This window comes from Marinobacter salicampi, assembly GCF_011074795.1.
GTDB lineage: Bacteria > Pseudomonadota > Gammaproteobacteria > Pseudomonadales > Oleiphilaceae > Marinobacter > Marinobacter salicampi.
In genome coordinates, this window is sequence record NZ_JAAMPF010000026.1 from 188,226 (window position 1) to 208,887 (window position 20,662).

Sequence of the window (20,662 nt, forward strand, 5' to 3'; positions counted from 1 at the left end):
TGTCGGCCCAATTTCCCTTGCCACAGGATCCCCATGCTCGACCCAAAACGTGTTCGCAATCAGACGGAAGAGATCGCACGCCGGTTGGCGATCAAGCACTTCACCTTTGATCAGTCCGCTTTCGAGACCATGGAGGAACGACGCCGTTCCCTACAGGTGCGGACGGAAAATCTGCAGAGCGAGCAGAACAAGCGGTCCAAGTCCATCGGTAAGGCCAAAGCGGCGGGTGAGGATATCCAGCCGCTTCTGCGGGAGGTCGACAACCTCAAGCAGCAGCGTTCAGAGGCAGAGGATGAGCTGCGCAAACTGCAGCAGGAACTGAATGATTTTCTTTCCGGCATTCCGAACCTGCCCGATGACACCGTGCCCGAGGGCGAAAGCGAAGAGGACAATGTAGAGGTCCGCCGCTGGGGTGAGGTTCGAGTCCTTGATTTTGAGCCCAGAGATCATGTGGCCCTTGGCGAGCTCATTGGTGGCCTGGACTTCGAGACCGCCAGCCGGCTCGCACATTCACGGTTCGCTGTCATGCAGGGGCCAATTGCCCGTCTTCACCGGGCTCTCGCCCAATTCATGCTGAATCTGCACACTGGTGAACATGGCTACACCGAAACCTATCTGCCCTATCTGGTTAATGCCGAGACTCTGTTCGGCACCGGCCAGTTGCCCAAGTTCGAAGAGGACCTGTTCCGGATTGAAGGAGAGCATCCGCTGTACCTGATTCCCACCGCGGAAGTGCCTGCTACCAATCTTGTCAGCGACTCCATTCTCGAGGCGGGCGACCTTCCCATGAAGCTGGTCTGCCATACTCCCTGCTTTCGCAGCGAAGCCGGCTCTTACGGTCGTGATACCCGCGGCATGATTCGCCAGCATCAGTTTGACAAGGTAGAGCTCATACACATTGTGTCGCCGGAAGCGTCGGACCGGGCGCTGGCAGAGTTGACCGGACATGCAGAGAAAGTTTTGCAACTGCTTGAATTGCCTTACCGGGTCGTTGAGCTTTGCGGCGGTGATATTGGTTTTGCCGCCGCCCGAACCTTTGATCTTGAGGTCTGGTTGCCCGGGCAGGACAAATACCGGGAAATATCGTCCTGCAGCAACACCCGCGATTTCCAGGCCAGGCGTATGCACGCACGCTGGCGCAATCCCGAGACCGGTAAGCCGGAGCCTGTGCATACTCTGAATGGCTCAGGCCTTGCCGTAGGCCGCGCCCTGGTAGCTGTGATGGAAAATTACCAACAGGCTGACGGCAGTATTCGTGTGCCTGAAGTGCTGAAACCCTACATGGGGGGGCTGGAGATCATTCAATGACCGGTACCAAGCCCGACCAGGGACCCGGCAGGCGACAAAAGCCGGCATTACCTGCGCGGTATCGGGCCAATACCGTTACCGCCAACGCGAACAGTTCCGAGGGCGAGGTATTTCTGGTGGGAGCCGGGCCTGGCGATCCTGAGTTACTCACGCTCAAGGCTTATCGGATCATCACTACGGCTGATGTTGTGCTCTACGACCGACTGGTTTCTCCTGAAATTCTGGACCTGATTCCTACCGAAACCCGCCGAATACACGTAGGCAAGCAGCGGTCGCAGCATACCTTGCCCCAGGACCAGATCAACCAGCAACTGGTGGAGCTGGCACAGGCTGGACATCGGGTTTTAAGGCTCAAAGGGGGTGATCCTTTTATTTTCGGGCGGGGTGGTGAGGAGATTGAAACCCTGGCTGAGGCAGGGGTGCGCTTTCAGGTCATACCGGGCATTACCGCCGCGTCGGGCTGTGCTGCATACGCAGGCATACCGTTGACCCATCGGGACCATGCCCAGTCGGTGCGGTTTGTCACCGGTCATCTCAAAAATGACACCTGCGATTTGCCCTGGAGAGACTTTGTACAGAACAATCAGACTCTTGTTTTCTACATGGGACTGGTGGGGCTTCCCGTCATAACCCGCGAGCTCATGGCCCATGGTATGAGCGTTAACATGCCAGTTGCCCTAGTATCAAAGGGCACCACCCCTGACCAGAAGGTTGTGGTAGGGGAGTTGGACACCATCGTGGAGCGGGTCAATGAGAGCGAGGTTGTGGCGCCGACTCTCGTAATTATCGGCCACGTGGTGTCGCTCAGATCAAAGCTTGATTGGCTCGGCAAGGACTTCTCGGCGCTCAGGCGCTAAGTCGCCGAACTGCTACCAGCTACAAAAAAGCCCGCCTGGACGGTAATCCAGGCGGGCTTTTTTTGTTTGCGTCTCTTACTTGATGCGGTTGGGCAGCACATCCTTCACTTTGTCCCGCAACTCGCGCAGTGCCTTTTCCGTGGTCGGCCAGTCAATGCATGCATCGGTAATGGAGACCCCGTACTTGAGGTCCTCCAGGTTTTCCGGAATGGGCTGATTACCCCAGTTCAGATGACTTTCAACCATCAGACTCTGGATTGACGTGTTACCTTCCAGAATCTGATGGGCGATGTCCTGGATAACAAGGGGCTGAATACCTGGGTCCTTGCTGGAATTGGCGTGGCTGCAGTCGACCATAATGGACTGGCGAAGTCCGGCCTTGGCAAGCGCCTGCTCGCACAAGGCCACACTCACCGAGTCATAATTCGGCTTGCCGCCACCGCCACGCAGAACCACATGGCCATAGGCGTTACCTTTGGTCCGCACAATGGAGACCTGACCTTTCTGGTCGATGCCCAGGAAACTGTGGGGGTGGGACACCGACTTCATGGCGTTTACGGCGACGTCCAGGCTGCCATCGGTCCCGTTCTTGAAGCCTATGGCCATGGAAAGGCCGCTGCTCATTTCCCGGTGAGTCTGGGACTCGGTAGTACGCGCGCCGATGGCCGACCAGGCGATGGTGTCCTGAAGATATTGAGGTGATATCGGATCCAGGGCTTCTGTCGCCGTCGGAAGGCCCAGCTCAGCTATGTCCAGAAGCAGGCGACGACCGATCTGCAGCCCCTGTTCGATATCAAAGGAATCATTCAGGTGGGGATCGTTGATCAGGCCTTTCCAGCCAATAGTGGTGCGGGGCTTTTCAAAATATACCCGCATCACGATACACAGGGTATCGCTCAGTTCGTCCGCAAGGGCTTTGAGCTTGCCAGCGTATTCGTGAGCGGCCTTGAGGTCGTGGATGGAGCAGGGCCCGACGACCACAAAAAGACGGTGGTCCTTGCCGTCCAGAATGTCATAGATTTCCTGTCGGCCACGGCTGACCGTTTCGGCCGCGTTACCGGTCAGTGGCATTTCCTGCTTCAGCGCCTCCGGTGTAATGAGCGCTTCCTGACTGGCCACATTAAGGTTCTCGAGTTTGTTGCCGGACATCTTAGTTATCCCCGAACGATATCGCCCGAATGCCTTGGACGGTCTCTCGGACCAGGCCTGGCGGGCTGTGTGATGCTGAATAGAGTGCCGGATATACTGCGTTATTTGCCTGGTCATTGCAACGCAGCCACAAACTGATACGTAGGCGTTGTGGACGCAGACCCACGCCCGTGCTGCAATGTTCAACTGACTGTCTCCAGCCTGCAGCAAGACCACAGGTCAAACATTAACGGCTCCGTATTCAATGGCACTTGAACAAGCTGACAACAAACCCAAACCCATGGCTGAACACGATGTAAAGCGGAGTATAGATGCCATCCTGACCGGGATTCGGGTGCCGGAATTGCCCTATCCGGTAGGTAAAGTGGCGCCGGAGACCCAGCCTGACTGGCGGCCTCTGTTGTTGTCCTGCTGGACAGAGCAGCGGGACGAGTCGGTCACCCACCTGCTAAAGTCGGTATCACTTACCTGGACCGTCACCCAGGTTAACGCTGCCTACATCGCCGACCGCATCATGGACGTGTTCCTGCGCACGTCAGGCCTGCATCCGGTGCTGGTCCAGCGGGTCGCCCGCTTGCGGTTCCTGTTGGCCTGGCGAATGGGAGAGCACGGCGCCTCGGCTTTTGAGGACTGTATCCGGGACTGGCTCGATAGCCTCTCCCATTGCCGCGGCTGGAGTGATTCCGGTGGCCGCTCATCCCGGGCTCTGCTGGACCAGTTGGACGCGATGGTGATTGCGGTAAGAGAGAGCTTCGAGAGCAGCAGCCTGGCACCGTTCCAGGCCTTCACGGTCGACTGGCATCGGGAAGGCGAGACCCGCCAGAGCCGTGCTAGCCAGCTACATGAACGGCTGGTCGCAACCGAGCAGGGCGCGGCCCGCCAACGCAAGGCAGAACAGTCGGCGCGGGCCCTGGTGGGGCGTGCCCTTAAAGGCCGTCGGCTTCCGCTTCCTGTCATTCGGTTCATTCTGGATGCCTGGCTACCCTTGCTCAAGGAAATCGCGTTTAAATCCGGCAACGCCAGTGAGGACTGGCGCCACACCAGCAAGCTTTTGGAGTGGCTTGTCTGGGCCGGTGATCCGGCCCTGTCCGACCGGGACCGGGACCGGCTGTATCAGGTCGGCGAACAGTTGAGCGACAAGATAATGGATGTCTGGCTCCGCATTCAGGGCAAGGCCATGGCGCCTGAGGTCCTGCAAGGGATCCAGTCTGTACTGGTGGCTCGGCTACGGGGCGAAACGCCGGAACTCGAAGCGGCCATATCGCCCGATCGACCCTTTGAGTTCGACAGCCGCTGGCTGACAACTCAGGATCCGGCTCCGCAGAGAATAGGGCAATTACGCGGCCACTGGTTCGTGGAAGGTGAAGGAAAAAACGAGCAGCGGCGATATTTCCTCGACCTTCTGCTGGATTCCAACGAGGTGCTGTGGACTAACGGTTTCGGGGTGAAGCTGGGGCTTATGCCGTGGCCTGAGGTGGACCTGGCGTTCCGGGAAGACAGGCTCAGGCTGCTACCGGAGCAGAATCAGTTCGGTTCGGTGCTGCTGGACACGGTCCAGGCCCTTGCCCGGGTGCTGCTGAGTCAGCGCCGCCAAAGGGAAAAAGCGGCGGCGGAGGCGAAAGCCAGGGCCGACGCGCTACGGATCGCGAAGGAAGCAGCGGATCTCAAGCTACAGCAGGAAGCAGCTGCCAGGGCACAAGAGCAGGAGCGTCAGCAAGCCCAAGCCGAGGCCCGTCGTCTCGAAGACGAAGAGGCAACCCGGCAGCGCCTGGCCAGGGCCCGTCTTGCTGAAGCAGAGACTCTGGTGGCGAACATCAAGCTTGGGGGCTGGATCGCCGTAGAAAACACCCAGGCGCTTCCACAGTCCAATGCTGATGGTACAGATAAAGGGCCGCAACGCCTCAAGCTGGCTGTTCGCATGAATTCCTCGGGCAAACTGATTTTCGTGGACCGTCTCGGACTGAACCGCACCGAGTATCTTGCGGATCAATTGGCGCAGGCGGTTGCCAAAGGCGAGGTACGCGTTCTGAACCAGGCCGCCGAGTTCGATGACACCCTTTCAAGGGTTGTGGGGCGTATCAGGGTAGGGAAGAGCTGATGGTGCCCAGGTTTTATGGCAGGGCTTCGGGCCCTCGGAGACTTTACGATGAACCAGGATGACTACAGTTTTGGCAGAGAACGGCCGGCAGTTGATGAAGACCAGCGATCTGAATTCCGCTTGGCGGGCCGGGCAACCATTGTCATTGAGCTCGAGGCGCCTGACCCCGAGGAACAGGGCCTGGACTCAGGCGTCAGGATGATTTGCCAGACCGACGACTTGTCTGTCAATGGCCTTCGGATACGTACGCCGAAACCGCTGATTGTGGGTGCCTGGCTGCCTATAGAGATCACACTTGCAGAAAACGGTGGACCCTACCCACTGGCCAGTGAAGTCATCTGGTGCGAGCAAAGGAAGGAGCGTGACTGGCTGGTGGGAATGAAAATTCTGGTAACCGAAGAGGGAGCCTATATCGACTGGGTGGACGCAGTCAGTCGGGCAATGACCGAAGACTGAATCATTACCCCTGGTCGCGGGTCGGGGAAGCGTTTTCAGCTTCGCCCGACCCGACCGGTCAGTCTTCGATCGGCCCCATGGCGGTGACGTTAAAGCCGCCGTCCACGTAGAGGATTTCGCCGGTTATACCGCTGGCCATATCGGAACACAGGAAAGCGGCGCTGTTGCCCACCTCGTCGATGGTTACATTACGACGCAGGGGGGCACGCTTGGCGTTCTCAGACAGCATCCGGCGGAAGCTCTTTATTCCGGAAGCGGCCAGGGTGCGGATAGGTCCGGCGGAAATACCGTTCACCCGGATGCCTTCTTCCCCCAGGCTGGCTGCCATATAGCGGACATTGGCTTCCAGGGAGGCCTTGGCCAGACCCATGACATTGTAATTGTGGAGTACTTTTTCAGCGCCGAGGTAGGTCAGCGTTAGCAGCGAGCCGTTCTCCCGTAACATGCTGCGGCCGGCCTTGGCCAGCGCCACGAAACTGTAGGAGCTGATCTCATGGGCGGTCCGGAAGCCTTCGCGGGTGGTCACTTCCACATAGTTGCCATTGAGTTCGTGAGCGGGAGCGTAACCTACTGAATGCACGATGATGTCGATACCGTCCCAGTGTTTGCCCAATTCCGTAAACACGGCTTCGATTTCTTCATCGCTGGCGACGTCACAGGGAAAGGTCAGCTCACTACCCCAGCCCTTGGCGAACTCTTCTACCCGGGATTTAAGCTTCTCGTTCTGGTAGGTAAAGGCCAGCTCCGCACCCTGCTGATAAAATGCTTCAGAAATGCCGGCGGCAATGGACAGCTTGCTTGCAACGCCGACAATCAGTGCGCGCTTGCCACTGAGTAAACCCATGAGTCTTCTCCTTGTTCTCGTTTGTGAGGGTATTATCCCTGAACCGGAAGGTTCGGGGTAACACTCAATTGGTCGTAGCCGGGCCCGCGATCCTGGGTCGGCCGCCAAAGGCCGACAGGTCAACCTCAGGCCTCTTAGTCGGGTGCCGGGGCCCCGGGCTCCTGGGAGTAAAAAAGCGCCGCGCTTAGCAGGGCCCGGGTGTATTCCTGCCGGGGCTGGTTGAAGATGTCCCGGGCCAGCCCATACTCCACGACTGCACCGTCCTTGAGCACCAGCAACTGATGGCTCAGCGCCCGCACAACCGACAGGTCGTGACTGATGAATATGTAGCTTAGCCCATATCGTTGCTGAAGGGTGCCCAACAGTTCGATAACCTGCTTCTGGACAGTACGGTCCAGGGCAGAGGTGGGCTCATCCAGGATAATCAGGTCGGGTTGCAGAACCAGCGCCCTGGCAATGGCAATACGCTGACGCTGGCCACCGGAAAACTCATGGGGATACCGGTGCCGGGTGGCCGGGTCCAGGCCCACGTCAGCCAGTGCCTGGATCACCTTCTCATCATGACTGGCTCGACCCCCGGCGTCGTGGATCTCAAGACCTTCGCGGATGATTTCCGCGACTGACATACGCGGACTCAGGCTACCGAAGGGGTCCTGGAAGACAATCTGGATCCGCCTGCGGTAGGGCCGAAACTGTCGCTGGTTCAGGCCGTGCAGAGCATCATTCTGAAAGACGATGGAACCATCGCTTGCGGTCAACTTCAGTAAGGCATGGCCTATGGTGGTCTTGCCGCTGCCGCTTTCGCCCACGATCCCCAGGGTTTCGCCCGCGCCTAACCTGAAACCGACATTCTTTACCGCGTGAAAGGCGGTCTTGGGCTTACCCAGCAAGGACCGTTTCGTCACGAACCGGACGTTCAGGTCGTTAACCTCCAGAAGTGGCGCCGTACCTGCAGGTAACGAAGCAGGAGCCGATGGTGGTTCGGCATCCAGCAGTTTGCGTGTGTAGGCATGTGCTGGTGAATCGAACAGGTTTTGCGTGTCCGCCTGCTCGACGATCTGGCCCTGCTCCATGACCGCGACCCGATCCGCGTAGCGTCTGACGATGGACAGGTCATGGGTTATGAGCACAATAGCCATGCCCAACTGGCTCTGCAGCGTTTCCAGGAGTTCCAGTACCTGCTTTTGAACGGTCACGTCCAGTGCCGTGGTGGGCTCATCGGCAATGAGAATGTCCGGTTCGTTGGCAAGCGCCATGGCAATCATGACCCGCTGTTTCTGGCCGCCTGACAGCTGGTGGGGGAAACTGCCCAGGCGCTCCTCCGGTGCAGGAATGCCAACCAGATCCAGCAGCTCCAGACAGCGCTTGCGTGCCTGCGTACCCCGAAGCCCGCGGTGCAGTGCCAGGGTCTCGCTTATCTGCTTTTCAACAGTATGAAGCGGGTTTAGTGACGTCATCGGTTCCTGGAAGATCATACCGATATGGCGGCCCCGGATCTGCCGCAGGCGCTTGACCGGCACTTTGAGCAGGTCTTCGCCGCGGTAGTGGATGCTACCGGTAGGGTACGAAGCAAGCTGCTCGTTCAGCAGGCGCAGAACGGACATGGCCGTCACGGATTTACCCGAGCCGCTCTCGCCTACCAGGGCCAGGGTTTCGCCTTCGGCAAGGGACAGGGACACATTACGCACCACCGGCGGGTTCTGCCCGAAGGCAATGGACAGGTTGTGAAGCGTAAGCAGGTCGGTCATATCAGGTCTTTCTCGGGTCAAAAGCGTCACGCACGGCTTCACCTACGAACACTAGCAGGGTCAGCATGACCGCCAGGCTGACAAAGGCGGAGATACCCAGCCATGGGGCGTGGAGGTTGGTCTTGCCCTGAGCGATGAGTTCCCCCAGCGAGGGTGAGCCAGAGGGTAGACCGAAGCCCAGGAAATCCAGGGACGTCAGCCCGGTTATGGCGCCGGTCAGAATGAAGGGTACAAACGTCAGGGTAGCGACCATGGCATTGGGAAGTATATGCCGGAACATGATTTTCCGGTTACCCAGGCCCAGAGCACGGGCGGCCTTGACGTACTCGAAGTTGCGCGCCCGCAGGAACTCGGCCCGCACCACATCCACTAGTCCCATCCAGCTGAACAGAAGCATAATGCCGAGCAGGAGCCAGAAGGTTGGCTGGACGATACTCGACAATATGATCAAAAGGTAAAGTGCCGGCAGGCCCGACCAGATTTCGATAAATCGCTGGCCGACCAGATCAATCTTGCCGCCGTAAAAGCCCTGGATGGCCCCGACGACCACGCCGACAATGCAGGAGAGCACGGTAAGCACGAGGCCGAACAGCACCGAGATACGGAACCCGTAAATGACACGGGCCAGAACATCACGACCCTGGTCATCGGTACCCAGCCAGTTGACCGCAGAGGGCGGCGCCGGGGAGGGCTGGTCCAGGTCGTAGTTGATGGTGTCGTAGCTGAAAGGCACCGGTGGCCACAGGATCCAGCCATTGGCTTCGATTTCGTCCCGGATGAAGCTATCCCGGTAGTCGGCTTCGGTGGGCAGGAACCCGCCGAATGCTTCCTCGGGGACAGACTGGATAACAGGAAAGTAGAGTTCGTCCTGATATTGGACAATGAGCGGTTTGTCGTTGGCGATCAGTTCCGCCACCAGCGAGAGCCCGAACAGTGCCAGGAAGAGCCACAGGGACCAGAACCCGCGCCCGTTGTTGCGAAAACTGGCAAGCCGGCGTTTCTGGATGGGCGAAAGTACAGGTAAGCGCATATCAGCTCTCCCTGCTTTCGAAGTCGATTCGTGGGTCCACCAACACGTAGGTGATGTCGCTGATCAACTTGAGCACAAGACCCATCAGGGTGAAGATATAAAGCGTACCGAATATGACCGGGTAATCCCGGTTGAGGGCTGCTTCAAATCCGAGCAGACCGAGTCCGTCCAGAGAGAAAATCACTTCGATAAGCAGCGAGCCGGTAAAGAACAGCGACACCAGAACCCCCGGCAGGCTCGCGATCACAATCAGCATGGCGTTGCGGAAAACGTGGCCGTAGAGGACCTGCCGCTCTTCCAGCCCCTTGGCCCTGGCCGTCACTACATATTGCTTGCCGATTTCGTCCAGGAAGGAATTTTTGGTGAGTAGCGTGAGAGTAGCAAAACCGCCGATAACATTGGCAAGCACCGGCAGGGCCAGATGCCAGAAGTAATCGCCTACCTGCTGGTACCAGGTCATATCCTCGAACCCAGGCGACGTCAGGCCCCGGAGGGGAAACCAGTCGAAATAGCTGCCGCCGGCGAACAGAACGATTAAAAGAATCGCGAACAGAAAGCCTGGGATGGCATAGCCAACCACGATGACCGAACTGGTCCAGACATCGAAGCGGGAGCCGTCTGTGACGGCTTTGCGAACGCCCAGGGGAATGGATATCAGGTAGATAATCAGCGTCGACCAGAGCCCCAGAGAGATTGAAACCGGCATTTTGTCGAGAATCAGCTCGATGACCGTTCGGTCGCGAAAGAAGGACTCCCCGAAGTCGAAGGTGGCGTAGTCACCCAGCATTTTGAAAAACCGTTCATGGGCCGGTTTGTCGAAGCCATACAGCACTTCCAGTTCCTGCAGCAGCTCGGCCGGAATACCCCGTTCCCCCCGGCTTTCACCCTGGGCTACTTCAGGCCCCCCACCGCCGCCAGAAGCCCGACTCAAGGCGCTGCTGCCGTGACCCTCCATTTCGGAGATCATCTGTTCGATAGGGCCGCCTGGCGCTGCCTGAACAATAACGAAGTTCAGCAGCATGATGCCGATCAGCGTTGGAATGATCAGCATCAGTCGTCGAAGTATGTATCCGCCCATGAATCAGAAGCGCTCCCTGGCCTGTGTTGGTTGGCAATGACGGGCGTGGGTCAGGGCCTGGCCCACCAGTTGCTCAGGTCTGTCCCATTCTTGGGCACAGCGTCAGGGCGCACCAGCTGCTGCCAGTAAGCGATTCGGTCAACATTGAGGTGCCACTGGGGAATAACGTAGTGGCTGTGCAACAGAACACGGTCAAGAGCTCTTACCCGAGTGACCAGTTGCTCCCGGTCAGATGACTGGATAAGCCGGCCGATGAGTTTATCCACCACCGGATCGCTTATTCCCATATAGTTACGGGACCCGTTTACATCGGCAGTATCAGAATGCCAATAGTCCCTCTGCTCGTTACCGGGGGAGTCGGATTGCGGAATAACCTGTGTTATGACGTCAAAATCAAAGCTTCGGACCCGCTGAACGTACTGATTGCTGTCGATCAGCCGGACATCCACTTCAATGCCCAGCTTCTTAAGGTTGTTGGCGAAGGGCAAAACGATGCGCTCAAAGTTCTTCTGGCTCAGCAGTATTTCAAACCGGAGCCCTTCGCCGGTCTCCTCATGAACCATCTTGCCGTTGCTGATGCTGTATCCGGCTTCCCGGAAAAGCCGGAGGCCTTCGCGCATATTGTCGCGCAAGGTCTGATCCCCGTTGGTGGACGGGGGCTGGTAAGACTCTGTAAAGACGTCCTCCGGAAGCTGGTCACGGAAGGGTTCCAGCAGGGCCAGCTCTTCACCCTGGGGTAAACCCTCAGATGCCAGTTCGCTGTTTTCAAAATAGCTGGTGGTTCGACGGTACTGACCATAGAAGAGGTTGCGGTTGGCCCAGTCGAAGTCAAAGGCATAGGCCATGGCCCGGCGCACCAGCGGGTTTTTGAACTTGTCCTTGCGGGTGTTAAAAACAAAGGCCTGCATGCCAACCGGTCGCTCATGCTCAAGCTCTTCGGTTACGATGGGGCCGTTGTTGAACTTCTCCCCTGTGTAGGCGGTTGCCCAGTTCTTGGCAGAGGATTCAAGGCGAAAATCATAGTTGCCGGCTTTGAAGGATTCCAGTGCTACCGTATCGTCGCTGTAGTATTCGTAGCTTACTGCATCAAAATTATACCGGCCCTTGCGGACCGGGTGATCGGCTGCCCAGTAATCGTCTACGCGCTCGAACCTGAGTGACCGGCCGGCATCGTACTTGCCTATACGGTAAGGGCCGCTGCCCACCGGACGGGTGAGTCCGCTGTCGGCAAACTCCCGTTCTTCCCAGTAGTGCTTTGGCAAAATAGGGAGCTGGCCAAGAATCAGGGGAAGTTCACGGTTTTCGGTGACACCAAAGTCAAACCGGATCCGGTAATCATCAATAACCGTCACCTTCGAAACGTCCGCATAATAGCTGCGGAACATCGGGTGCCCTTCGGTAGTCAGCAGTTCAAACGAGAAGGCCACGTCATCGGCCTTGATGGCTTCGCCGTCCTGAAACCGGGCGTCCTTGTCCAGGTTGAATATGACGTAGCTGCGGTCCTTCGGGGTCTCCAGGGACTCGGCAATCAGGCCATAGGCGCTGAACGGTTCATCGTCCGAGGAAACCAGCAGGGTGTCGTAGACATAGGTACTGATCCCGGCAGCAGCCACGCCCCGGATCACGAACGGATTGAAGGAATCATACCCGTTGGCAACCACAGCCATGCGAAGGCTACCGCCCTTGGGCGCGTCTGGATTGACGTAGTCAAAATGGCTGAAGTCGGCAGAATATTTCGGCTCGCCGTACATGGCAATGCCGTGGCGGGGTTCCGGATCGCCGGCTTGCTCAGCCTCCTGGGCCGTAACGGAGGAGGTGCCGAGAAGGCCAGCCACAAGACTGGCGCCGGTTAGCTGAAAAAGGGAACGGGTAAGGCTCTCGAATGATGCCATGGGTCTCGCTTGTCTCTGTTTCTGTTTCAGCGCCTTTACTCTCTGCGACGCTGGCTCCGAGGCTTGCGGTCCCTATGGCCTAGCCTCAGGGACTCCTTCGAATATCTACGTAGAGTACCAGACTTTGCCCCGGCTGCAGATAACGGGCAGTGTTCAGATCGTTCCAGCTGGCGATATCGCTGACCGCTACTGAGAACCGGTTCGCAATTGCTGCAAGGGAGTCACCGCGGCGAACCTGATAGCCGACCCGGCGTACCATGGCCTTGTCACGGGCACTGCCTGTGGACGCGGTATAGCTGGTCGGGGCTTTCGACCAGATGACCAGCTTTTTACCGGGCATAAGCGGGTCCCCGGGCGCCATGCCATTCCAAGAGGCCAATTGGCGAACGCTCACTTTGTGCTCACGGGCAATGTCCCAGAAAGTGTCGCCTGACCGGGTCTTATGTTCAACTTTGGTGCCCTTACCGGAACGGCCACCGCTGGCCTGCTTTTTGGCCAGACGCTGGGGTTGACTCAACGCGTATTGCTCGCTTCCGCCTCGGGCAGTGGGGATCAGCAGTTGCTGACCAACCCGGATGAGGTTGCCATTGATATTGTTCACTTCCCTGATGACGTCGGGCTTGGTGCCGAATTTGTTGGCGATGCGGATCAGTGAGTCCCCTGAGACCACTTTATAGTCTTGCCAGGCGACCCGGGCCTTGGGGTCTATGGATGCCAGGCCTTCTTTGAACCGTTCGGCACTGGCGACGGGAACCAGCAGGCGGTGGGGGCCGCTGGGAGAAGTGGCCCACCGGTTAAAGGAGGGGTTGAGCAGGTATACTTCTTCTATATCGATCGCAGCAAGCTCAGCGGCCTGTGCCAGGTCTATCTGGGAACCTATTTCCACGGTTTCGAAATAGGGCACATCTTCAAGCTCGGGTAAAACAACACCGTAAGCTTCCGGGTCATCAAAGATTTTTGCCAGGGCCAGCAACTTGGGTACATAGGCTCGGGTTTCCTGGGGCAGGTTCAGGTTCCAGTAGTCGGTGGATGCCCCCCGGTTTTTGTTTTTCCGGATTGCTTTTGAAACCGTGCCGCCACCACTGTTGTAAGCGGCTAGCGCGAGGGTGTAATCGCCACCGAACCGCTCACTCAGTCGTTCCAGGTAATTCAGAGCAGCATCGGTGGAATCAAGGATGTCTCTGCGCTGATCATGCCACCAGCTCTGCTCCAGGCCGAAATATTTCCCTGTCGATGGAATGAACTGCCACATACCCGCGGCCCGCCCGTGGGAATAGGCGAAAGGGTCAAAGGCGCTCTCGACAATGGGCAGCAGGGCAAGCTCCCCGGGCAGGCCGCGCTCCTCCACTTCGTTGACAATATGGTGCAGGTAACGGCTGCCGCGTTTTACCACCCGCTCGATGTACTGGGGATGGCGGGCGTACCATTCGAGTTGCTGTTGGACTCTGCGGTTGTCTACCGAATGATCCATGGCATAGAGCGTACGAAGCCGTGCCCAGAGGTCGCTGGCCTGTGCTGGCTGGTCAAGATCTGTGACCGAGGTTTCCCGGGAGTCAAGACGCTTGCGGGCGTCGTCCGCTTTCCCCTTCAGGGTCGGCTCGATTGCCGAGTCCAGCCTGGTCCCTGCAGGCTCATCGGTCTCCCTACCGGGCTTTCCAGATTCAACGGCCCGCTTGAGCTGTTCGTCACCGGCAGCAACCGTGACGTTTTCAGACTCAAGCAACTCTTCTTCACTCAGTGCTGTTGTACCGGTTTTTGAAGAGTCTGGGTCTGAGTCACCGGTTCCCAATGATGAACAACCGGAGAGCAATCCGAGGAGGAGCAGGGCGGTGATACTTCGTACCGTCATAATGGGGGTCCGGGTAGGGGGGCTGACGTCCTATGACTCCCAGACCCCGGTTACGATGATTAAAGCTGCAGAAGGCGGCTGGCAAGATGCCCCTGCAGGGTCTTATGGATTCTAGGTGATTGAATTTCCGAGGGTCAAGATACTTGACGTTACGGCGCAGTCACCTTGTGTAATTGTGTTAAAAGTTGTCCTTGGCATGGCGCACGGCGGCAAAGACGCCATCGTCTCCATTAACGGTAAGACCCTGCTTCCGGCCATAGAGCTTTGCAGCTTCCACGACGTCCGGAGCATCCCAGCGAAGGAAAGGGTTCAGCCTTTTCTCTTCTCCCAGGACGGAGGGCACCGTTGGCTCGTTTCGATCCCTCCTATCCTTGCATCGGCTTTCAAAGTTGGCCAGTTCGCTGTCGTCGGGAGACCAGCTCCGGGCGAACTTCAGGTTGGCGAGGGTGTACTCATGGGCGCAATATACAGCGGTGGAATCGGGTAATTCCCGCAGGCTCTCGAGAGACTGACGCATCTGCTCGGCGGTACCCTCAAATAGACGACCACAGCCAATAACGAAAAGCGTGTCGCCGCAGAACAGAACCTCCCGGTTATTGACCGTGTATTCGCAATAGTAGGCTATATGGTCGAGGGTATGGCCGGGCACCGCCATCACGGAGAACTCCAGATCACTCCACACCACCGTGTCGCCTGGATGCACGGTGTTGGTGACAGCGGTGAAGGGGGAATCGGCCGGCCCCGTGATACGCTTTGGCGAATGGCGCTTGTTGAGCTCGGCAATGCCGCCGGTGTGGTCGGGGTGGTGATGGGTCACCAAGATGGTGTCAAGGGTAAGACCGTGTTGTTCAAGATAGCGGCTGACGGGTTCCGCCTGTCCGGGATCGACAATAAGGGCGAGCTTTTTTTCGGGGTCCTCCAGACACCAGATGTAGTTGTCGGAGAATGCCGGGATCGGTGTGATGGTTAGCATAAAACCTCACGTGGGCCTGAGCGAATGTGACTGTTATCATAGATCAAACAAGCCCGGTCTCCCAATGGTGGTGTGTCCTCCGGGTCTGGATAACACAGGGCGGTAGCAATGGATCAGTCCAACCACATGGATTTTTCGCAAAAACATGCTGACTTCGAACGCTGGCTACACACGCCGCTTGGCCAGGCCCTGTTCGAGAATCAGTCGTCCTGCGTTGATACCCATGCGGTCGGGCTGACCGGAGCAAGGCAGCTTCATGTCGGGATCAGTCAGGAACTTCCCCTGGCCACGGAGAGCGATTTCAGCCAGAGAGTCATGACGGTGTCCCGCTGGCAGGAGGGCCTGACGGCCGGCGTCGCGGTGGCGGATGCGGATGAGCTTCCCTTTCCCGGGGACTCGATGGATCTGGTCATACTTCACCACAGTGCGGACTTCTCAGCCTATCCCCATCAGGTGATTAGGGAAGCATCGAGGGTGCTTCGGGGTGGCGGGCATCTGCTTGTACTTGGCTTCAATCCCATCAGCGTATGGGGCTTGAGAAAATGGCTTTCACGTCACGGCGGCGGGCCCTGGAGCGGGCGCTTCATGTTGCGCTCACGAATGGAGGATTGGCTGCGTCTGCTGGACTTCCAGGTGGAGTCGGCAAGCAGCCATTTTCTCCGGCTTCCGGTTCAGCGGGCAGCTCAGGTCGACAAGCTGGACCTGGGCCGTCTGCCGGGTCTGCGTTTTCTTCCCCTCGGCGCGTATTACTGTATCTTTGCCACCAAGCGGGTCTATGCCCCGATCAAGTCACGCCCGGTGTGGCGCAGGCAAAAAGTGGTCGCTTTGCCTTCAGCCCGCCCTCTGGGTATCTCCCGGGGCCAAAGAACAGTGGTCTCTCTCAAGGAACAGGAATAAGTATGTCGGATAAGGTAGTGCTGTATACCGATGGTGCCTGCAAAGGTAATCCAGGGCCTGGTGGCTGGGGCGTCGTGCTTCGTTACGGCGGCGCAGTCAAGACACTCCACGGAGGTGAGTTGAATACCACCAATAACCGTATGGAGCTGATGGCTGCGATTATGGGCCTGAAAGCACTCAAGCGTGGCTGTCCGGTAGAGCTGTACACGGATTCACAGTATGTCCGCAAAGGCATTACCGAGTGGTTGGCCAACTGGAAGAAAAACGGCTGGAAGACAGCCGCCCGCAAACCGGTAAAAAATGATGACCTCTGGCGCGCCCTGGATGAAGAAGTACTACGCCACAAGATCAACTGGCATTGGGTACGAGGTCATACTGGCGTGCCTGATAACGAGCTGGCGGATCAGTTGGCAAATCAGGGTGTAGACGAGTTGGTCCTTGGCTGAACCGGAGTTCTGGACCCTTGTATAGGCTGTAGTAAAGGAAGAAAGATGAGACAGATCGTACTTGATACCGAAACCACGGGCATAGATCCCAGTCAGGGCCACAGGATTATTGAAATCGGCTGCGTTGAGGTGGTCGAGCGCCAGCTTACCGGGCGCCACTACCACGTCTATGTCAATCCGGAGCGGGAGGTGGAAGCGGAAGCCATTTCTGTCCATGGCATTACCAACGACTTTCTAGCTGACAAACCTTTTTTCCGCGATGTGGCGGATGAGTTCTTCAGCTTTATAGAAGGCGCCGAGCTGGTTATCCACAATGCAGCCTTCGACGTGGGCTTCATGGATACCGAGTTCGGGCGGCTCAAGCCACGGCGGGTAACGGCTGACCATTGCGGCGTTGTGGATACCCTTGCTATTGCCCGCAAGAAGCATCCGGGGCAGAAAAACAACCTTGACGCGCTGTGTAAGCGTTATGGCATAGATAACAGCAGTCGTGAGCTTCATGGTGCTCTGCTGGATGCCGAGATACTGGCCGACGTCTATCTTTTGATGACGGGCGGCCAGACCGCTCTGTTACTGGATGCGGGCACCGACAGTGAAGGCGGAGTCGGAACCATCCGGCGTCTTGCTGCAGACCGCCGGGCACTGAGGGTGATTCGGGCCAGTGACGCCGAGGACCAGGCCCATCAGGCTATGCTGGAAACCATAGCTGCAGCCGGTGGGCAGGCACTGTGGAATACCCTCGAAGGAAGCCCGGTATCCTCGAAGTCGTCGTAGCAGACAGCAGGGTGTGAGAAGCACTTCCTGCTGTACGTTCTGTTACAGTTCCGGTTTCTTGAGCTACTTGAGTTTTGTGTTATAAGTAATCGTTAGTTGGCCAATTTTTGAAGCAATTCCGGTCCTTATCTTGCGGTGCGCAAGGCCGGCCCGGGCGATCGGGTCGCCGGGCAGTTGGCAGGCAAGAGCGAGAGATTGCCCCAGGTGGTGCCGGTTGAAAACGGGCAGAGTCGTCACCTGAACAGTGGCAAGGGGAAGCGGTACTCTCCGCATCGATAACGGGAAGCGGTAACTTATGGTTCAATCGTCTTTAGCGACGAAGTCACAGTCGTTTGATCTGGTTAAAACCGAAATCGAACAAACGATCAGGCATGCCGAAACCAGTCTTGAGCGTTTCCAGGAAAACCGGGAGAGCGGAGAAGACCTGCAGAACTGCGTCGATTTCCTGAATCAGCTCCGCGGTATTTTTATACTTGTGGAGCTTCGGGGTGGAACCCTGCTGTGCCAGGAAGCCGTGGCCATGGCCAACGATGTGCCGGTAGGAGCCAACGACGACAAGAACATCCTGCTGACGACCCTCAGCGGTGCGCTGTTTATTCTGCGACGTTACGTTGAGTATTATCATCAGCAGCGTGCCGACCATCCTGAGCTCCTGCTACCCATCATCAATGATCTTCGCGAAGCCCGTAAAGAAAAGCCTTACCCGGAATCCTGCTTTTTCGACATCGACACCAAGTTGCGCCCGGATGCGTGTGCACTACTGATTCTGGCACCGCTGGAAGTTAACGAGAATGAATACGAGGTGCACGCCAGGCGTATGCGCCTGATGTTTCAGGTGGGCCTGCTCGGGGTGTTGCGCGAACGCAACGATGTGGTGAACAAGAAGCTGATTGCCCGGGCAGCCCGTGGTTTTGCCCGGCTATGCAACGGCGAGGCCATGGGCCAGATGTGGTGCCTGCTGGCGATCGCCGCGGATACCCTGCTTGATCGCTCGATGGTGTTTGGCAAGGCCCGCAAGCGCATGCTGATGCGTATCGAAAAATACACCCGGGAAATCGTCTACGTTGGCAAGGTAGCAACTGCCAAGGATGCGCCGGACTCGATCTTCAAGGACCTGGTCTACATCCTCTATCGCAGCGGTTCGGCCAACCCCGAAGTCGTCGAAATTCTTCAGGCCTACCGGCTTGGTCCGGCTGAATTTCCTGAATCCATGCTTGAGACTCATCGCAAGCGCCTTTATGGGCCGGGCGCAGATGTCCTCAAGTCGCTGTCTGATGCCTTGCAGGACGAGCTGAACCAGCTCAAGGACAAACTTGATATTATCGAGCGGGGCATAGAGCCGGATACCAGCGAGTTGCTGATCATTGCTGAAGCCCTGGAGCGGCTCGCCAACACCCTGTTAATGCTGGACCTGAACAAGCTGGGTAACCTTGCCCGGAACGAAGCGGTCAAATTGCGCAAATGGCAGCATGAGAACCGGCTACCGACAGACAGTGAGCTTTATGAGCTGGCCGATGCGGTACTGAGTATCGAAAATGCTGCCATGCAGATTGTCAGTCGTGGCATTACCTCTGAAACAGATGCCCTGGCTCTGGCGCGGACCAATGTCTCGGAGCAGTCCCTGTATCTGCGTGAAGCGCTGATCGTGGTGGCTGACGAAGCGCGGGCTGCCCTGACATTGGCAAAGCGTGCCATTACGGCCTTTATTGAATCCGATTATGACAAGCTACACCTGGCCAACCTGCCGGCCACCCTGCACAGTATCTGGGGCGGCTTCATCATGCTCGACGACATTGCTGCAGGCAATGTGCTTGAGCGGGTAGCGGTATCGATACAGCAGCGACTACTTGACCAGAAAGAGCCGCCATCGATGTCTGTTCTTGAGGCTTTGGCCGATGCGCTCACCTCGCTTGAGTATTACATTGAAAGCATCGGCACCCGGGATGAACGGAACCTTGATCTGCTAAAGTTGGCGGAGTCCTCCCTCAGCGATGTAGGGCTGTAATACAGCCATGACCTACAGCCTCGCCATGATAGTGCTCGGCGTTTTTGGTGCCGTGCTTGTTCTGATTGGCCTTGCTTTTTTTCGCCGGCCCGGCTGGTTGCTGGGCTGGTTCAAAGGCATGCTGGTAATTGTGCTTTTGGCTGCCGGGGCCTATGCAGGTCTCATCGCTTTTAATCTCTCGCAATACCGGTCCCTGTCTGAAATGGACACGGTGGCGACGGTGGGCGTCACCAAAGGTGGGCCTCAGGCGTGGACTGTTCGGCTCGAGACTCCGGATGAAAAATCGGTGGAGGTTGCGATCAGAGGCGACCAGTGGCAGGTGGATGCGCGCATTATCCGCTTCAAGGGGCCCATCGCCTGGATGGGCGTTGCCCCGGGGTACAGGCTGGAACGACTGAGTGGCCGCTATGTGTCCCTGGAGCAGGAGAGAACGGCAACACGAACCCTGGTGGATCTTGCAGAAGGTGAATGGCCGGATATCTGGCAGCTTGATCAGTCCTTCAATCTGCCGTTCATAGACGGCATCTATGGCAGTGCTACTTATATGCCACTCGCCGACGGTGCTATTTATGATGTCCGGCTTTCGGGGTCAGGGCTTGTTGCGGTTCCCGCAAATAATCGGGCCCGTGCCGCAATCGATAACTGGGGCGAATGATCGAGGCTGTTGAGCCAGGGGTAGTTGGGCTGGTATCCGATATCGGGAGTAAAAAAAACCTCTGGCCGATAGGCTCAGAGGTTTTTTCGTTCAGCCAACTCAGTTCAGGGTAAAGAGTTCGCCCAGCTTGGTAGCCAGCATCATGTCGCCTTCGGCGCGAAGCTGACCAGCCATAAATGCCTGCATGCCGTCGGTCTCACCGGAAACAATGCCCTCAAGAGTTTCTGAGTTCATGATCAGGGTGACGGAAGGGTCTTCGTGATCACCTTCAACCAGGTTGCAGGTGCCGTCGTTAATGATCAGATGATAGTTCTTGTCGTCTTCGATATTGAACTGGAATACCAGGTCAAGGCCCTTGGCCGCCTCGGGATTGAAGTTCTTCTCAAGCTTTTCGAATACCTGATCTACAGACATTATTTTTGCCCTATTTAAAATGTGTGTCGTCGTAGTTCAATCAAGTGCCAGGCTGCGGTGCAGCGCACAGGATGTCCTTCAAACTATTCGACTTTAGGGGCAGCTCCGGGCGCTGTCAAGCTCGATCGAACGCTTGTTTTAATCGTCATCAAAGACAGGCTGGTCGGGCCCATATGATCCCGATGCTTG

Annotated in this window: 18 protein-coding genes; 9 read left to right on the forward strand and 9 right to left on the reverse strand. The window is 57.4% G+C overall.

Annotated features, from left to right (window positions below; translation table 11 throughout):
• Positions 1–33: 33 nt before the first annotated feature.
• Positions 34–1,308 (forward strand): serine--tRNA ligase, encoded by a 1,275-nt coding sequence (gene serS, locus G7W63_RS15045; protein ID WP_166259876.1) that lies wholly within the window; start codon positions 34–36, stop codon positions 1,306–1,308.
• Positions 1,305–2,165: a uroporphyrinogen-III C-methyltransferase gene (gene cobA / locus G7W63_RS15050; protein WP_166259879.1), complete on the forward strand. Its 861-nt coding sequence runs from the start codon at positions 1,305–1,307 to the stop codon at positions 2,163–2,165. The genes serS and cobA overlap by 4 nt, the downstream gene beginning before the upstream one ends.
• Positions 2,166–2,240: 75 nt before the next feature.
• Here the strand turns inward: cobA and G7W63_RS15055 are convergent, their stop codons facing one another.
• Positions 2,241–3,314, reverse strand: coding sequence for a 3-deoxy-7-phosphoheptulonate synthase (locus tag G7W63_RS15055; RefSeq protein WP_166259882.1), 1,074 nt, complete (start codon positions 3,312–3,314; stop codon positions 2,241–2,243).
• A 244-nt stretch (positions 3,315–3,558) separates the two neighbouring features.
• Here G7W63_RS15055 and G7W63_RS15060 point away from each other — a divergent pair, with 244 nt between their 5' ends.
• Positions 3,559–5,412: a DUF1631 family protein gene (locus G7W63_RS15060; RefSeq protein WP_242634438.1), complete on the forward strand. Its 1,854-nt coding sequence runs from the start codon at positions 3,559–3,561 to the stop codon at positions 5,410–5,412.
• A 48-nt stretch (positions 5,413–5,460) separates the two neighbouring features.
• The gene (locus G7W63_RS15065) at positions 5,461–5,868 is read left to right on the forward strand and encodes a PilZ domain-containing protein (protein WP_166259885.1); all 408 of its coding nucleotides are present in this window, start codon (positions 5,461–5,463) and stop codon (positions 5,866–5,868) included.
• 58 nt (positions 5,869–5,926) lie between these two features.
• Here the strand turns inward: G7W63_RS15065 and G7W63_RS15070 are convergent, their stop codons facing one another.
• From G7W63_RS15070 to gloB, 7 genes are all read right to left on the reverse strand, one after another.
• On the reverse strand, positions 5,927–6,712 hold the full coding sequence (locus G7W63_RS15070) for an enoyl-ACP reductase FabI (RefSeq protein WP_166259888.1): 786 nt from the start codon (positions 6,710–6,712) through the stop codon (positions 5,927–5,929).
• Between the two features lie 134 nt (positions 6,713–6,846).
• Entirely contained in the window at positions 6,847–8,460 is a 1,614-nt protein-coding gene (locus G7W63_RS15075; protein ID WP_166259891.1) for an ABC transporter ATP-binding protein, read from the reverse strand.
• 1 nt (position 8,461) lies between these two features.
• A complete protein-coding gene (locus tag G7W63_RS15080; RefSeq protein ID WP_166259894.1) occupies positions 8,462–9,490 on the reverse strand; it encodes an ABC transporter permease in 1,029 nt (342 codons plus the stop codon).
• A 1-nt stretch (position 9,491) separates the two neighbouring features.
• A complete protein-coding gene (locus G7W63_RS15085; protein WP_166259897.1) occupies positions 9,492–10,568 on the reverse strand; it encodes a microcin C ABC transporter permease YejB in 1,077 nt (358 codons plus the stop codon).
• A gap of 50 nt (positions 10,569–10,618) precedes the next feature.
• On the reverse strand, positions 10,619–12,319 hold the full coding sequence (locus G7W63_RS15090) for an extracellular solute-binding protein (protein ID WP_166260249.1): 1,701 nt from the start codon (positions 12,317–12,319) through the stop codon (positions 10,619–10,621).
• Positions 12,320–12,545: 226 nt separating this feature from the next.
• Positions 12,546–14,309 carry a lytic transglycosylase gene (locus G7W63_RS15095; RefSeq protein WP_166259900.1) on the reverse strand — a complete coding sequence of 588 codons (1,764 nt, stop codon included), beginning with the start codon at positions 14,307–14,309 and terminating at the stop codon, positions 12,546–12,548.
• 178 nt (positions 14,310–14,487) lie between these two features.
• Positions 14,488–15,282, reverse strand: a complete 795-nt coding sequence (gene gloB, locus G7W63_RS15100; RefSeq protein WP_166259903.1) for a hydroxyacylglutathione hydrolase — start codon at positions 15,280–15,282, stop codon at positions 14,488–14,490.
• Between the two features lie 108 nt (positions 15,283–15,390).
• Here gloB and G7W63_RS15105 point away from each other — a divergent pair, with 108 nt between their 5' ends.
• The 5 genes from G7W63_RS15105 to G7W63_RS15125 all read left to right on the forward strand — a co-directional run bounded on the left by G7W63_RS15105 (position 15,391) and on the right by G7W63_RS15125 (position 20,059).
• A complete protein-coding gene (locus G7W63_RS15105) occupies positions 15,391–16,179 on the forward strand; it encodes a class I SAM-dependent methyltransferase (protein WP_166259906.1) in 789 nt (262 codons plus the stop codon).
• 2 nt (positions 16,180–16,181) lie between these two features.
• The gene (gene rnhA / locus G7W63_RS15110) at positions 16,182–16,625 is read left to right on the forward strand and encodes a ribonuclease HI (protein WP_166259909.1); all 444 of its coding nucleotides are present in this window, start codon (positions 16,182–16,184) and stop codon (positions 16,623–16,625) included.
• A 45-nt stretch (positions 16,626–16,670) separates the two neighbouring features.
• Positions 16,671–17,399 carry a DNA polymerase III subunit epsilon gene (gene dnaQ, locus G7W63_RS15115; RefSeq protein WP_166259912.1) on the forward strand — a complete coding sequence of 243 codons (729 nt, stop codon included), beginning with the start codon at positions 16,671–16,673 and terminating at the stop codon, positions 17,397–17,399.
• Between the two features lie 295 nt (positions 17,400–17,694).
• On the forward strand, positions 17,695–19,404 hold the full coding sequence (locus G7W63_RS15120; protein WP_166259915.1) for a FimL-related protein: 1,710 nt from the start codon (positions 17,695–17,697) through the stop codon (positions 19,402–19,404).
• 7 nt (positions 19,405–19,411) lie between these two features.
• On the forward strand, positions 19,412–20,059 hold the full coding sequence (locus tag G7W63_RS15125; protein ID WP_166259918.1) for a multidrug transporter: 648 nt from the start codon (positions 19,412–19,414) through the stop codon (positions 20,057–20,059).
• Between the two features lie 99 nt (positions 20,060–20,158).
• Here G7W63_RS15125 and G7W63_RS15130 read toward each other — a convergent pair whose 3' ends face one another.
• Positions 20,159–20,473: an SCP2 sterol-binding domain-containing protein gene (locus tag G7W63_RS15130; protein WP_166259921.1), complete on the reverse strand. Its 315-nt coding sequence runs from the start codon at positions 20,471–20,473 to the stop codon at positions 20,159–20,161.
• Positions 20,474–20,662 lie beyond the last annotated feature (189 nt).